Consider the following 14,690-nt stretch of genomic DNA (forward strand, 5'->3'; position numbering starts at 1 on the left):
ATGATATATATTCACATTCCGTTCTGTAAACAAAAATGCAGTTATTGTAACTTTCATTTTTCAACTTCCCTGAATTTCAAGGATGAGATGCTTCGTGCAATGAAGACAGAACTGTTACTCAGAAAAGATGAATTACAGAACAGAACGCTGAAATCCCTGTATTTTGGTGGGGGAACACCTTCTATTCTTTCCGTAGATGAAATCAATTCCTTAATTGATGAAGCATTGCGGTATTTCAGTTTTGAAAAAGATATTGAAATCACGCTGGAAGCCAATCCGGATGATCTGGATAAAAGTTTTTTAAAGCAATTAGCCGGAACACCGGTAAACAGATTGTCTATTGGTACCCAAAGTTTTTTTGAAGAGGATCTAAAGTTAATGAACAGAGCCCATACTGCTTCAGAGGCAGAAGGTTCCATTAAAAGGGCACAGGATTTTGGTTTTGAAAATCTGAGTATCGATCTGATCTATGGCTCACCCACCTCCAATCTTGAAATCTGGAAGGAAAACCTGAATAAAACAATAGCACTGGAAGTTCCTCATATTTCGTCCTATGCTCTGACAGTAGAACCCAAAACAGCTTTAGAAAACTGGATATCAAAAGGAAAAGTAAAAAGTCCGAAAGAAGAAGAACAAAACAGAGAATTTTATTACCTGTCTGACTTTTTAAAAGATAAGGGCTTTGAACATTATGAAGTTTCCAATTTTGCCAAACAGGGATTCTACTCCCGTCATAATTCTTCCTATTGGAAATACCAGGAATATCTGGGAATAGGACCTTCGGCACATTCTTATAACGGATTTGATGTCAGAAGCTGGAATGTGGCTAATAACCAGCAATACATTAAAAAGCTTAATGATAAACTGTTGGCCAAAGAAGAAGAAATTCTTTCTAAGGAAGATCAGTTCAATGAAATGATCATGATTGGCCTACGTACCATCTGGGGCGTGGATCTTACGAGCTTAAAAAATAAATTTTCAGATAGATTACTTGAACATTTTCAGACAGAAATCAAAACGAAAATAGAAGAAGGTATTTTAATCATTGAAAACGACCATTTAAAAATCCCTGAGAAACATTGGTTTATGGCAGACGGAATTGCTTCAGATTTGTTTATTGTATAATATTTGTATGTATACGGATATGCCATAAATTCACTATTTTTGTATAAAATTTCAGTTCATTTGAAAACTAAAAAACAAGATTATTCACATCTTTCACCAAGCCAGCCTATCGGAATTTTCGACAGTGGGGTGGGAGGCCTTACCGTTGCCAAAGAAATCAAAAGACTTCTGCCTAATGAAGATCTGATTTACTTTGGAGATACAAAGCACCTTCCATACGGAGAAAAATCCAAGGAAGCTATCATTGAATATTCTACAAAGATCACCAATTTTCTCTTGGAGCAGAACTGTAAAGCGATTGTGATTGCCTGCAATACGGCAACTGCTAATGCTTTGAATGAAGTGATGCAGTCTGTTGCTGGAAAAGTTCCTGTCATAGACGTTATCAACCCAGTTGCTGAAAAGGTCTCTTACGAAATCCACAATAATGTAGGCGTTATTGCGACCAAAGCTACCGTAAATTCCGGACTCTATAAAAAGAGTATCCGAAAGCATAATAAATGGATTAAAGTGGATGAATTGGCAACACCATTGCTGGTTCCTGCTATTGAAGAGGGATTTAAAAACCATCCGATTACCCATGCTATTATCTATAATTATTTAAGTAATAGTAAATTAAAGAATATTGAAACATTGATTCTAGGCTGTACCCATTATCCTCTTTTAATTGATGAAATCAAACAGTATTACGGAAACAGAGTTCGTGTTATTGACTCTCCGAATATTGTAGCCAATCATCTGAAGATTATTCTGGATAAGTACAATCTTCTAAATGATAATAATCCCAAACCGAATTATCACTTCTATCTTTCAGACCTAACCAAGAATTTTGAAAAGATCTCTAAGAAGTTCTTTGGGAAAACAATAGATTTAGAATTAAAAGTATTATAAATAAAAAAGTCTGCTTCACTATGAGGCAGACTTTTTTATTTGTTATATGTTGTCATTACAAAATCATGTTTTTAAGGCGCAAAGATTTATTTTCGATAAAGCTTTATGCTTCATTTAATTCCCACGGATTCCACAAATCCCACAGATGATAACGCTTTTAGAATTAAAGGGTATCTAAAAATCTGTGTCCTCTGTGAAATTCGTGGGAAATAATATTCAATTTTATTCGTATTTCTTGTGAAAAAGATCATGAAAATCATGCTTCCACAATCACTTTTTCAGCATTCAGTCTTTTCTTTGGATTAAATTGGGGCTGGTTGGCATCTGCTTCATCTCTTTCTCCGATGGCTACGGCAAATAATGTCTCATATTTTTCATTCTTCAAAATAACATCATATTCTTCAGGTTCAATTCCCTCCATCGGCGTAGAATCTATTCCCATTGCCGCACAGGCAGACAAAAGTACTCCTAAAGATAAATAGACCTGATGCCCCAACCATGATTTTATAGCTTCTTCTCCCTTAGGTTTTACCATCGTTCGGTAATAGTTAACAGACCCTTCCGGAAGATTTTCTTCAATTTGCTTTTCAAAGTTTTCTATGTTTTTGATCACCTGAAAAACAATGACATGGCTGCTATCCAAAACTTTTTCTTTATTAAAATAAGATTTATCACCCAATTGCTTTTTCAGTTCCGGATCATTCACAAAAATAAAATTCCATGGCTGACTGTTAATTGATGATGGACTTAAATTTAAAATCTCCTGAAGTAATGCAATTTGTTCTTCACTGATTTTTCCCTGTGGGTTATACTTTTTTACAGTATACCTGTTTTTCATTTTGTCTAAAAAGTTCATAATTTTATACTATCATTTTTATAGTTACAAAATTAATTTAAGTTTATTAACTTTGCAATAACGGTAAAAAAGGATAGTATAAAAATGTATACAATAGATGATAAAGCGTACCCATGCTGTACCAGTGTTACCATGAGGTTTATAGGCGGAAAATGGAAGGCTGTGATTTTATTTCACCTGATAGACGGTGCCAAAAGATATAATGAACTAAGAAAAATAATTCCTACCATTACAGAAAGAACATTGAGCCTTCAGCTTAAACAGCTGGAGGAAGATGATATTATTGACAGGAAAGTGTTTACAGAAAAACCTCCGTTAATGGTGGAATATACCTTAACGGACTTTGGAAAGACCCTTCTTCCCGTATTGGAAGCAATTACAGATTGGGGAAAAACAGCTCCGGAAAGATCAAAAAAAATAATCAGGAATTAAAGTTCCTGATTATCTTCTTTATTGGGTTCAAAAAAACTGAAACTCACGTTTCCGTATTTTCGGGTATCTATTAGGTTGGGATGTTCAAGCTTCATACGGCTTTGATGCTCCACGATAAGAACTCCGTTTTCTTTCAGGTATTTATTATTTAACACCAGAGAAATAAGCTCATAATACTTTTTTTCTTCCATTTCAAAAGGAGCATCAGAGAAAACAATCTCAAATGACTTTTTATTCCTGAATTTTTTAAGCCAGTCAAATACGTCACCTCTCTGCACATTGATCTGAAGTGCCATATCAAGCTCAGAAGCTGTAGAATTGATAAATGCCGTATGTTTTGGGTTCATTTCTACTGAGGTAACATTCTGACATCCTCTGGAAGCAAATTCAAAGGTAATAGAGCCAATTCCTGCAAAAAGATCAAGCACGGAGATCGACTGCATATCGTATTTGTTTTCCAGAATACTGAATAAAGCCTCTTTCGCAAAATCGGTGGTAGGCCTTACATCAAAGTTCTTCGGGGCGGCAATTTTCTTGGCTTTCCATTTGCCTGATATTATTCTGAACATATTTTTCTTAGGGTTTAGGTAATAGATTATAGGTGGCGGGTAATTATCCGGAATTTAATCGCTATTACCTGCGGCCTGTAACCTAGTTAAGTATAAAATTTTTGTTTGGAATATTGTCAAAAACAATTTTCAGGTTTTTAACAAATTTCTGAAGCTCGGAAATGAATGTCTCATTTTCCGTAGTTTCTCCGTAAGCATAAAAGCTGGTTTCGTTAATTCCAAATCCTATCTTACTCAATGTAAACATAATGAAGTAAAGAAAATCTACTTCTGAGTTGACATCAAGGTTATTATAAAGGATAATTTTTTTATTGTCAATGGCAAAAAACTCACATTGATTGTGATAAAGATTGATGTGAATTTCCTTACTGGTTTTATTATTAATTGAACTTAGAAACTTTTCTCCAGAGAAATTAAAATGAACCGGTATTGACAGTTCCTTTATTTTTTTATAATAATTTTTCGGGAAAGTATAATAAAACTGAATATTGAATTTTTTGTTGATAGAAAGCATCAGTTCTTCCTTTTCTCTATCGGTAGGTGCATTGAAGGCAATCAGATCAAATCCTGTATCATGCTCAGAAAAACCTTCAGGCATCAGGGTAAAATGATTAAATGCTGAAATCACATGAATTTCGTCATAGCGCTGCTTAATAAGAACTTCGTCCAGTTTTTGCTCAATAAGATTGGCCGGGGTCTCTTCAGTAACGAAATAAGATTTTTCCTCCAGAATGTTTTTGTTTTTAACAATCTGGCAGATCAATCCGTCTTTGGTAAAAAGTAAATTAAGTACGTTCATATTTCAATTGCTGCAAATTTAGTGAAATTCTACCATTACCGCACCCGATTGATGGTGAAGTATTTCCTTATTATAAAAATCAATATTGACCTGGCTTTCCAATACATCCCGAACCATCCTCTGTAAAGTCCCGTCACCAATGCCGTGAACAATTTCCAGCCTTTTCAGATTATTTTTTCTGCAAAACTCAATTACTTCAATGAGCTTCTCCTTTTGAATAAACAATCTTTCAAAACTATCATAGTCATTTGGATTCTTCACCAAATTATGAAAATGCAGGTCTAAAACCAAATGATTTTTCTGGTGTTTCTTAGAAATTATTTTTTTAGGCTCCGCTTTTCTTACCACCCTGATATTTTCATAAAGATCGGCATCTTTAGGAACCAGTTTTTCTTTTGGATATTGGTGAGTAAAGCCATATTCATCTTTAAAAACGACAATATTTCCCTTCACGGAGGTGATTACTCCGCTTAAATCTTCATCTACTACCGAAACCTTATCGCCAATTTTCATAATTTTTTAGGACTTGCCTGAACCCATTATTTGTACAAAGGTAGAAAGTAAAATGTATGAAGACAAACTCTCAAATCCTCTTACTTATTAAACTCTTGGTCCCAGTTCTATAACTTCCAGATCTTTGATTTCTTCACCATCTACAACAAAACGCATCATTGTTCTCACTTTATGCCAGCCTTGTTTTCCACAGGCTCCCGGATTAAGGTGCAGAAGGCTGTTTTTTTCATCATACATTGCTTTCAAAATATGAGAATGTCCTGAGATAAATAATTTTGGAGCTTTTTCTGCTATTTCTTTTTTAGTGAGTGGAGTATATTTTCCAGGATAACCTCCGATATGAATCATCAAAACTTCAAGCTTTTCACAAAAGAAACGATTAACTTCCGGAAACTCAGCCTGAATTTTAGCATCATCAATGTTCCCGTAAACTCCCTTCAGAGGTTTTATCTGTTCCAGCTGTTCAATGACATCCATATTTCCAAAATCTCCACAATGCCATATCTCGTCGGCCTGAGAAGCATATTCCAGGATCCGGTCATCAATATAAGAATGAGAATCGGAAAGGAGAAGAATCTTTGTCATTATCTAAGGGTTCTTTCTGTAATATTTTCGTTGTATTTATCTTTGAATACCGCTACACGATCAGGATTCAGTTCTCCGTCATGATTGATCACTCTTTCTTTTAATAACCATTTTACCAGTTTTTCCATTCCTTTTTTAGAATTCATAAAATTGGCAATTTTGGCTATATCTGTTGATTCTACTTTTGTTTTTTCAGGCAGAAAATTCAGGATAAAATAATCATCACTCACATAGCTTGGTGTTTCATTATCCATATATCGGTAAAGAAGAATCTCTTCATCATCCTTCATGGAAAAAAATGAGTATTGAGCTGCATTGATTTTTTCAGCCTTCAGGATCTGCTTTCCATCCAGTAAAACTTTATTATCTTTGATGGTGACGTCCTGAGAGAAATATAAATTACAGCTTGTCATCAGTAAGAAGAAAGCCAATAACCTGTTTACTGCCATTTTTGATTTTTTAAGACTGCAAATATAAGAAGCTTTAACAAACTTATCAGATCTGATTACTTTCAAAGGATAATTTAAGAGTATCAGTCCATAATATTTTTTGTTCTTCGGATAGAATCCAGTTTCTTTTCTATATCCGCACTGAAAACCTTTTTTAGTTTCAGTTGATTCTCCGTAAGCTTTGAAATAACAAAAGTCCCTGTCATATTCGTATTGGAAGGAAAAACCATAGTCACTGTAGAATCTGAGGCTTTTTTCCAGCTCCCGATGTAGCGGTCCGGCTTTTCATTTTTAGTAACCGGTTCTTCCAAAGCATCATATCTTAATGTAGATTTAATCAGGTTTCCTGTGATCTTTCCATTTTTCTGAAACCTGATACCCTCTCTTCTAGCTTCAAAACCGTCCTGTTTTTCATACGTATAAATATAAGTATCCATTTTACTCAAATTCCAGGTTTGTAAAAGTAAAGGGTTGGAAGTTCTGTCCTGGGCTTTGATACCAATGACTGCGAATAGTGAGAAAATACAGATACAAATAGTCTTTTTCATGAATACAACGGGTTTATCAGTAAAATAAGTAAACTTTTAATGGTGCTAAAATGAGCATCACTTAATATTTAGTAAATTTGGGAAAATTAAAATAAACAATGAAACAGAAACTTTCTTTTTTCATTTTTCTTTTGACCGTAGGATTAGCCAATGCACAGGTTGAAGAAAAAAAACTGGACGAGCTGATCCAAAATACCCTTAAAACTTTTGATGTGCCGGGAATGTCCGTAGGGATTGTAAAAGATGGAAAAATGATTTATTCCAAAGGTTTTGGAGTACGTTCTCTTACCACCAAACAGTCTATGGATGATAACACATTGGTGGGGATTGCTTCCAATTCTAAGGGGTTTACGTGTACAGCATTAGCAATCTTGGCAGATGAAGGAAAACTGAACTGGGATGATAAAGTTTCAAAATATATTCCTGAGTTTCAAATGTACGATCCGTATGTTTCTCAAAATGTAACGATAAAAGATCTTATCACCCACAGAGCCGGACTAGGCCTTGGGCAGGGAGATCTTATGTTTTTCCCGGAAGGGGGGAACTTAACGGTGAATGATATTGTCCACAATGTGAGATATCTGAAACCGGAAAATCCTTTCAGAACAAAATTAGATTACAATAATATCATGTTTATTGTTGCCGGAGAAGTAATTCACAGAGTTTCAGGATTAAGCTGGGCAGAGTTTATTGAACAGAGAATTATGAAACCAGTTGGGATGACTTCAAGCTTTGGAAGCTACAACAGAGCAAAGGCAACAGCCAACAAAATTGATGCACATGCTCCTGTAGACGGAAAAGCAATTGCTGTTCCTCACGACTGGAATGAAACTGGCAATGCTGCTGGGGGAATTATGAGTAATATTAAAGATATGACGACCTGGGCAGAATGTCTGCTAAATAATTTCACCACTAAAGACGGGAAAAAATTAGTTTCAGATAAAAATGTTCAACAACTGTGGAATCTTCAGATCCCTGATAGAGTTGCCGCAAAAAATCCATACGATACAAGCTTCTATGGATATGGTTTAGGTTGGTTTCTAAGCGATGTTAAAGGGCATAAGCAGATACAGCATACTGGTGGGTTAATTGGAACAGTTACTCAGTTTACTTTAATTCCTGATATGAAACTGGGAATTGTTGTATTGACGAACCAACAATCCGGAGCGGCTTTCAATACGATTACCAATACGGTAAAGGATTCTTATCTTGGTATAGCAGACAGAAACTGGCTGAAAACATATGGCGACAGAATGTCTAAAATGGAAGCAGATTTTAATAAACAAAAGAAAGATGCCTTTGCAAAATCAGAAGCATTTAAAAAAGAAAAATCACTTCAGCCAAAAGCAGAGCAGTTTACAGGAACTTATAATGATGTATGGTTTGGTGATGTGGAAATTGCACAACAGGGAAATATTTACAGAATTTCATGTAAAAACTCTCCAAGATTAAAAGGAGAACTACTCCCTTATTCCAATAATTCTTTCATTATCAAATGGGACGACAGAAGCTATGATGCAGATGCTTATATTATTTTCAGTTATGACGAAAACGGAAAAGCAGAATCTGCAAAATTGAAGGCGATTTCTGATGTGACAGATTTCAGTTTTGATTTTGATGATCTGGATTTGAAGAAGAAATAGAAGACGAAAGCATAAATACTCTATGAAGAACGGACCAATGTCCGTTCTTTTTTTATGGCTTAGCCGAAGTTAACCACCCCGTCAAAAAATAGATTTTTTGCCACCCCTCCGTGTAGTTGGTAAAAGAAATGTTGGTTTACTTTATAAGATTTAGATCTTGTTGTACTAAGGAAAGTTCAGTATTCAAATGTTGTTTTTCAAAGAACCCTTTTAATTCAATAAGTCTTTTCTTATTCTCATAATGTATACTGGAATTTAATTTTCTCTGACATAATGAACATGCTCTTGCCAGGTGGTAATCTGTTTCCGTAAGTGAATTAGTTCCATTCATTACACAGTTGGCATTGAGGCAATGACTGATTCCGAACATATGTCCGATCTCGTGGGAGCTGATCTTTATTAACCTTAAAAGGCTTTCATTGAAATTGGAATCTGTTAAATGACCATTTGCAAATCTGTACATAGAGGTTACCCCTACACCTTGTTCATAAGATGCAAGTCCGAAAACGTAGTTCCACTCCGGTTTGGGGAAAAGATCTTTCTCTGTAATTCCCATCAGTACTACAGCATCTTTAGGTTTTCTTTTGATCAGAATGCTATCCAAGACATAACCTGCGAGAATTTGTTCGTTTCCTTCCTTTGAAATTCTTTTGATCTTTTCTGGAAAGATCGTATTAGGTAAAACGGGAAGAATTTTTATTTCCAGCTGAAAATAAATTTTTAAATATTCTTTAGTGAGTGCTATTTCTTTTTTTTGAAGTTCATCAAAGGTTCCGATGGGTTGAAGATAAATAGTGCTTTTTCCAGGTTCAGGTTTTATTTTTTTTAATTTTTGAAAATCTTCAAATGTCTGGAAATGCTCATCATGGTTATACCGCCAGCTTCCGGGTTTGGGAGAAGCCGAAAGTTTTATATCATTCAGTGCAATCGATTCAAGATATGATTTCTTCTGTTTCTGACATGAAAAAAGAAGGATGAATAGAGCTGCATAAAAAAAGAGAGATGTAACGTTATATTTTCCCTGGTTCATAAAAGAAAAGAAGTTTCTTTTTAGCACCATCAAATTCTGACCACGACTCACAGTCTACTTCAAAACCGGCAACCCCACAGGTTGGGAAATGAAAAATATCTTCAGAAATGGAATTGGCAAAATTGGAAATTCCATTATTATGAGAGAAAAAAGCAACTGAATTCAAGTTGTCATCCAGGTCATAAATTACAGATTCAAAGCTTCTTTCCGAAGGATTATATAATTTTTCATCTGTAGCACAGTTAAGCTGATAAGCCTGATTAAAAATTTTACAGGTATTCAGCGCACGTACCGCAGGGCTGGACACAAAGTGATCGATGGAAATATTATTGCTTTTAAGGAATCTTGACATGTGCATAGCGTCAGTCAAACCCTTGTCTGCCAAAGGTCTGTCAAAGTCCTCCGTTTCCTCCGGCCAGTCGCTTTTTGCATGTCTTACGAGGATGAGTTTCTTCATATAATTGTTTTTTGGAAGATTAAAATTATAAAAAAAATAATGGAATAAAACATGATTTATATAAAAAAACTGCGTTATGAATAAAATCAGTAAATTTTACTAAATTTGCAGACTTATGGGACAAATCCTTGCAATAGACTACGGAAAGGCTCGTTGTGGTATTGCTGCAACAGATGATATGCAGATTATAGCCAGTGGACTGGAGACTGTAGAGAACCGTTTTTTAATGGAATTTTTAAAAAAATATTTCAATGAAAATAAGGTAGATGAAGTCGTAATTGGGCTTCCCATAGATTTGAAAGGAAACGTTTCGGAAGTGGAAACCGATATTTTGAAATTCATTGAAGCATTTAAAAAAGAATTTTCGGATATTGCAGTTCATCGTTTTGATGAAAGATTTACTTCCAAAATGGCCTCATTTTTTATTTCCCAGAGTGGAAAAAACAAAAAAAAGAGGCAGGAAAAAGGATTAATAGATAAAGTAAGTGCAACCATCATATTGCAGAATTTTTTAGAACAAAGATTAAGATGATTTTACCGATAAGAGCTTTTGGGGATCCTGTTTTGAGAAAAGTGGGAAAAGATATAGACAAAGACTATCCCGAATTACAGGAACTGATAGATAACATGTTTGAAACGATGTACAGCGCAAATGGCATAGGTCTTGCAGCGCCTCAAATCGGTTTGGATATCCGTGTATTTATAATAGATGTGACACCTCTTGCCGAAGATGAGGATTATGAAGATATTAAAGATGAATTGGCAGAGTTTAAAAAAGTATTCATCAATGCCAGAATTCTTGAAGAATCAGGTGAAGAATGGAAGTTCAATGAAGGCTGTCTTTCTATTCCGGATGTAAGAGAAGATGTAAAAAGAAAAGGCACAATCGTCATTGAATATTATGACGAAAATTTTGTGAAACATACAGAAACTTTTTCCGATATTAGAGCCCGCGTAATTCAGCATGAATATGACCACATTGAAGGGGTACTGTTTACTGATCACCTGAGTGCTTTGAAAAAGAAACTGGTAAAAGGTAAACTGACAAAAATCTCTCAGGGTGACGTAAACATCGGTTACAAAATGAGATTTCCAAAATAATTTAAACAAGGATAAAAGAAATAATATAAAGCAAAAAGCTTAAAGCTGATTGCAGAATTTACAAAAAATAAAATTATGCTGTTAGAAAAAATAATTTCAATTTCTGGAAAACCAGGACTTTACAAATTAGTTTCTCAATTAAGAAACGGATTCATCATTGAAGATGTTACCAGTAAGAAAAAAGTAAGCATCGGAAACTCAAGCCAGGTAAGTTTGTTGGATAATATTGCCATGTTTACATTTGAAAAAGAAGTTCCTTTGTTTGAAGTTTTTGAAAATATTGCTAAAAACAACGATTACAAAGAAACAATCTCTCACAAATCTTCTGATGCAGATTTGAAAGAATTTATGTTGGCATCTCTTCCTAACTATGATACAGAGAGAGTATATTCTTCTGACATCAAGAAATTGGCTCAGTGGTACAATGTTCTTCATAAGGCGGGATATATTACTCCTGACAGTTTTGTGAAAGCAGAATCTGAAACTTTAGATGGAGAACCTGCAGAAGAACTGAACATTGAAAAAGAAGCTAAAAAAGCTCCAAAAGCAGAAAAACCTGCTGCTCCAAAAGTAAAAGCTACTTCAGCTGCAAAATCAGCTCCAAAAAGTACGCACAGAAAACAAGGATAATTCATTCAATTTGAATTAAAAATACAAAGCCTTGTCAGGAAATTTCTGACAAGGCTTTTTGTTTTAGGTGGGTGGCAGATGATAGGTAGCAGGGATTAGGGAAGTTTTCTGCGGAGTTCAAATTTCGTCTTTATCTTTAAACATTAAACATTAAACATTAAACATTAAACATTAAACATTAAACATTAAACATTAAACACGAAGACGAATCTCGCACCCCGTACCTCGTAACACATCTCAACTTTCAGCCCTAACCTTTGCCACAGACCCAAAATATCCCTTACATTTGTATAAGATTGAATTTCCCATTACTTATGAATACAAAACAGGAGAAACTAGAGGCCTTCGGAAGATTACTGGATATCATGGATGATTTGCGTGAAAAATGTCCGTGGGACCAGAAACAGACTTTAGAATCGCTTCGCCATCTTACCCTTGAAGAAACTTATGAGCTTTCAGATGCTATTTTACAGAATGATTTGCAGGAAATAAAAAAAGAACTGGGAGATGTTTTGCTTCACCTGGTTTTTTATGCTAAAATTGGTTCAGAAAAAGAAAGTTTTGATATCGCAGATGTAATCAATTCTCTTAATGAAAAGCTGATTTTCCGCCATCCTCATATCTATGGTGATATTGAAGTGAAAGATGAGGAAGAGGTGAAACAAAATTGGGAAAAATTAAAACTTAAGGAAGGAAATAAATCCATTTTAGGAGGAGTTCCGAAAAGCTTGCCGAGTTTGGTAAAAGCCTATAGAATCCAGGATAAGGTAAAAGGAATTGGTTTTGAATTCCATGATGCCGAAGATGCTTGGAAAAAAGTAGATGAAGAGATTCAGGAGTTTCATGCTGAAACTGATTTGGATAAAAAAGAACAGGAGCTTGGGGATGTATTTTTCTCTTTGATCAATTATGCCAGAATCTCCGGAATTAATCCCGATTCAGCTTTGGAAAGAACGAATCTGAAGTTTATTTCAAGATTTCAAAAGATGGAAGGACTTGCCGAAGAGCAGGACTTAAAACTTGCCGACATGTCTCTGGAAGAAATGGATGTTCTTTGGGAAAGGGCCAAAAAACTCTCATAGATCCTGATTGGAACAATTAATGCTTCTTACTTCAATTAAAAAAAATAAAAAAATATGTTACGCTTTCTTATATTACCTGCCTTGCTTTTATTGAGCTGCAATCCAAAAGCTCAGAATTCTCCAACTAATGAGGATGAATTAAAAGTTCAGTTTTCCTTACCGAAAAAGTTAAAGGAAGTCTCTGGAATTGCTTTGTCAAAAGATAAGAAGACTATCTGGGTGATAGAAGACAGAGGGAATAAAAATGCAGTATATGGCATCAATGATAAAGGTGAAATGTTGGCAAAAGTACCAGTGGAAAATACAGAAAATACAGACTGGGAAGACATTATATCAGATGCTCAGGGGAATATTTATATTGGAGATTTTGGTAACAATGATAATAACCGTACCGATCTTGCAATTTTAAAAACTGATCTTACCAACAGTACACAGACAACAACAAAAGTTGTTCAGACAACAAAATTCCATTATCAGGGCCAGACGGAGTTTCCACCAAAAAAATCAAACCTGCTGTACGATTGTGAAGCTTTTGTAGAAATGGATGGTAATTTTTACTTATTCACAAAAAACAGGAGTAAAGGTTTTGACGGAACTTTCCTTGTATTCCAGGTACCGAATAAAGAAGGTGATTTTGAAGCAAAGTTAATAGGAACTCTAAAACTTCAGGGTGGTTATAATGATGCAGCCATTACTTCAGCTACGATCAACAGTACAAAGGATAAAATTGTATTGCTGACGCATAAAAATGTACACGTTCTTACAGGTTTTACGGCCAATGATTTCAGTTCCGCAAAAATTCAGAAAATTCCATTGAATCATAATTCCCAGAAGGAGGCTATTGTTTTTCTTGATGATAAAACAGTAATGATTGCAGATGAAAAAGGGAAAGATGAAGGGGGGAATGTGTATACTTTTTCATTGTAAGCTTATTACTATATGAAATAAAACCCCACAGAGAAATCTGTGGGGTTTTTGAATATATGAATGTATTGAAGTGATTGACGTTTTTACAGCTTATGGAGTAAGGTAAGAAATATGAATATTACCACTCGATAAACGGAAGTCCTGCGTATAACGACAGCGTATTCTGAAGGTTTCTCCTGTATTAAAAAAATTAATGGATGAAAGATTATGATTCAATCCTGTAGTGCGTTCTCCATGTCCTGTAGATATTCCTGCAAGGGTTGTAAGTGCAGGAGAGACTTTTTGAATATAAGAATTGGCTGTTCCTGCAGTTTGTCCTGATGGATTTAAATTAAGATCATAGGTTGCATAAGGAACAATATTATAGAACCCCGGTTTTACTACTGTGAAAAGGCCTGTTGCTGAGTTATAAGTAAGATAAGCAGTATCAATCTTATTGCTTACATTGAAAACATAGGTTTGTGAATAGCTTTCGTGAGTACTGACAGGAGTAGAATGTGTGCCTGTATAGCTACCGCTGGATGGACTGATGTCTGTTTTATTTCCTACATACACTACTTTTAAGAAGTTTTCAGATTCGATCGTTTTCCATACCGGAGTATTTCCTGCTCCGTTTGACATTAAGACTTCACCTTTGTTTCCTGAATTTCCTTTTGTTCTGTCATCACCGCCTATATTCAGGTCTTTAACAACCTGTAGTGAACCGTTGACATGTAATGTATGTTGAGGTGTTGGTGTTTTAATCCCTATCTGTGCATTTATATGAATAAACATAACAAATAATGCCATATACAATAGCTTTTTTTTCATCACTTGTTGATTTTTTGTTGCAGCAAATATAAAATGTTTTTAAAATGTCCTTTTTTTAAAGAATTGATAAACATATAGAACTATGCATAGTGTTGACTTATATAGCTGAAAATATGGCTTTTATTTAAAAGCCATATTTGTTTTATTAATGAAAAATGTAAGCTGAAAATTAGAAATATTAAATTTAATTAAAATTGATTTTTTTTGAATATTTAATTAAAATTAACTTTAATGGTTTGTTAA

General features: G+C 34.7%; 19 protein-coding genes. 9 read left to right on the plus strand and 10 right to left on the minus strand.

All coding sequences use genetic code 11. The features are described from left to right. Together hemW and murI are read left to right on the plus strand one after the other, a co-directional pair. Window positions 1-1,125 (plus strand): radical SAM family heme chaperone HemW, encoded by a 1,125-nt coding sequence (gene hemW, locus FW780_RS18200; RefSeq protein WP_149835094.1) that lies wholly within the window; start codon window positions 1-3, stop codon window positions 1,123-1,125. Between the two features lie 60 nt (window positions 1,126-1,185). Continuing rightward, window positions 1,186-2,016, plus strand: a complete 831-nt coding sequence (murI, locus tag FW780_RS18205) for a glutamate racemase (protein WP_079240419.1) — start codon at window positions 1,186-1,188, stop codon at window positions 2,014-2,016. Between the two features lie 256 nt (window positions 2,017-2,272). Here the strand turns inward: murI and FW780_RS18210 are convergent, their stop codons facing one another. Next, window positions 2,273-2,872, minus strand: coding sequence for a nitroreductase family protein (locus FW780_RS18210; RefSeq protein WP_149835095.1), 600 nt, complete (start codon window positions 2,870-2,872; stop codon window positions 2,273-2,275). A gap of 84 nt (window positions 2,873-2,956) precedes the next feature. Here FW780_RS18210 and FW780_RS18215 point away from each other — a divergent pair, with 84 nt between their 5' ends. Continuing rightward, complete coding sequence (locus FW780_RS18215) at window positions 2,957-3,304, plus strand: winged helix-turn-helix transcriptional regulator (RefSeq protein WP_149835096.1); 348 nt, start codon at window positions 2,957-2,959, stop codon at window positions 3,302-3,304. Here the strand turns inward: FW780_RS18215 and FW780_RS18220 are convergent. The 6 genes from FW780_RS18220 to FW780_RS18245 all read right to left on the minus strand — a co-directional run bounded on the left by FW780_RS18220 (window position 3,301) and on the right by FW780_RS18245 (window position 6,767). Continuing rightward, entirely contained in the window at window positions 3,301-3,873 is a 573-nt protein-coding gene (locus tag FW780_RS18220; protein ID WP_149388531.1) for an RsmD family RNA methyltransferase, read from the minus strand. The two genes, FW780_RS18215 and FW780_RS18220, sit on opposite strands and share 4 nt — an antisense overlap. Before the next feature lie 82 nt (window positions 3,874-3,955). Next, a complete protein-coding gene (locus FW780_RS18225) occupies window positions 3,956-4,672 on the minus strand; it encodes a DUF3822 family protein (protein WP_149835097.1) in 717 nt (238 codons plus the stop codon). An 18-nt stretch (window positions 4,673-4,690) separates the two neighbouring features. Further along, window positions 4,691-5,185, minus strand: a complete 495-nt coding sequence (locus FW780_RS18230) for a Smr/MutS family protein (RefSeq protein WP_114820933.1) — start codon at window positions 5,183-5,185, stop codon at window positions 4,691-4,693. 87 nt (window positions 5,186-5,272) lie between these two features. Further along, window positions 5,273-5,770, minus strand: a complete 498-nt coding sequence (locus FW780_RS18235; protein ID WP_149835098.1) for a metallophosphoesterase family protein — start codon at window positions 5,768-5,770, stop codon at window positions 5,273-5,275. Further along, window positions 5,770-6,219, minus strand: a complete 450-nt coding sequence (locus tag FW780_RS18240; RefSeq protein ID WP_149835099.1) for a hypothetical protein — start codon at window positions 6,217-6,219, stop codon at window positions 5,770-5,772. The genes FW780_RS18235 and FW780_RS18240 overlap by 1 nt, the downstream gene beginning before the upstream one ends. An 83-nt stretch (window positions 6,220-6,302) precedes the next feature. Next, window positions 6,303-6,767 carry a hypothetical protein gene (locus tag FW780_RS18245; protein ID WP_149835100.1) on the minus strand — a complete coding sequence of 155 codons (465 nt, stop codon included), beginning with the start codon at window positions 6,765-6,767 and terminating at the stop codon, window positions 6,303-6,305. 98 nt (window positions 6,768-6,865) lie between these two features. On the opposite strand from FW780_RS18245, the gene FW780_RS18250 reads away from it, so the two are divergent. After that, window positions 6,866-8,410, plus strand: coding sequence for a serine hydrolase (locus FW780_RS18250; RefSeq protein ID WP_149835101.1), 1,545 nt, complete (start codon window positions 6,866-6,868; stop codon window positions 8,408-8,410). Between the two features lie 136 nt (window positions 8,411-8,546). On the opposite strand, the gene FW780_RS18255 is transcribed toward FW780_RS18250, so the two are convergent. Next, the gene (locus FW780_RS18255; protein ID WP_149835102.1) at window positions 8,547-9,440 is read right to left on the minus strand and encodes an archaemetzincin; all 894 of its coding nucleotides are present in this window, start codon (window positions 9,438-9,440) and stop codon (window positions 8,547-8,549) included. Then, window positions 9,421-9,897, minus strand: coding sequence for a SixA phosphatase family protein (locus tag FW780_RS18260; protein ID WP_149835103.1), 477 nt, complete (start codon window positions 9,895-9,897; stop codon window positions 9,421-9,423). Before FW780_RS18260 ends, FW780_RS18255 begins: the two co-directional genes overlap by 20 nt. Before the next feature lie 115 nt (window positions 9,898-10,012). Here FW780_RS18260 and ruvX point away from each other — a divergent pair, with 115 nt between their 5' ends. The 5 genes from ruvX to FW780_RS18285 all read left to right on the plus strand — a co-directional run bounded on the left by ruvX (window position 10,013) and on the right by FW780_RS18285 (window position 13,637). Further along, on the plus strand, window positions 10,013-10,429 hold the full coding sequence (ruvX, locus tag FW780_RS18265; protein ID WP_149835104.1) for a Holliday junction resolvase RuvX: 417 nt from the start codon (window positions 10,013-10,015) through the stop codon (window positions 10,427-10,429). Continuing rightward, window positions 10,426-10,998 (plus strand): peptide deformylase, encoded by a 573-nt coding sequence (def, locus tag FW780_RS18270; RefSeq protein ID WP_149835105.1) that lies wholly within the window; start codon window positions 10,426-10,428, stop codon window positions 10,996-10,998. The genes ruvX and def overlap by 4 nt, the downstream gene beginning before the upstream one ends. Before the next feature lie 75 nt (window positions 10,999-11,073). After that, window positions 11,074-11,628: a DUF5606 family protein gene (locus FW780_RS18275; RefSeq protein ID WP_149835106.1), complete on the plus strand. Its 555-nt coding sequence runs from the start codon at window positions 11,074-11,076 to the stop codon at window positions 11,626-11,628. A 314-nt stretch (window positions 11,629-11,942) separates the two neighbouring features. Further along, window positions 11,943-12,710 (plus strand): nucleoside triphosphate pyrophosphohydrolase, encoded by a 768-nt coding sequence (gene mazG, locus FW780_RS18280; RefSeq protein WP_149835107.1) that lies wholly within the window; start codon window positions 11,943-11,945, stop codon window positions 12,708-12,710. 54 nt (window positions 12,711-12,764) lie between these two features. Beyond that, window positions 12,765-13,637, plus strand: coding sequence for a hypothetical protein (locus FW780_RS18285; protein ID WP_149835108.1), 873 nt, complete (start codon window positions 12,765-12,767; stop codon window positions 13,635-13,637). 90 nt (window positions 13,638-13,727) lie between these two features. Here FW780_RS18285 and FW780_RS18290 read toward each other — a convergent pair whose 3' ends face one another. Further along, window positions 13,728-14,447, minus strand: coding sequence for a hypothetical protein (locus tag FW780_RS18290; protein ID WP_149835109.1), 720 nt, complete (start codon window positions 14,445-14,447; stop codon window positions 13,728-13,730). Window positions 14,448-14,690: the final 243 nt, after the last annotated feature.

Origin of the sequence: Chryseobacterium sediminis (genome assembly GCF_008386505.1) — a bacterium.
Taxonomy (GTDB): domain Bacteria; phylum Bacteroidota; class Bacteroidia; order Flavobacteriales; family Weeksellaceae; genus Chryseobacterium; species Chryseobacterium sediminis.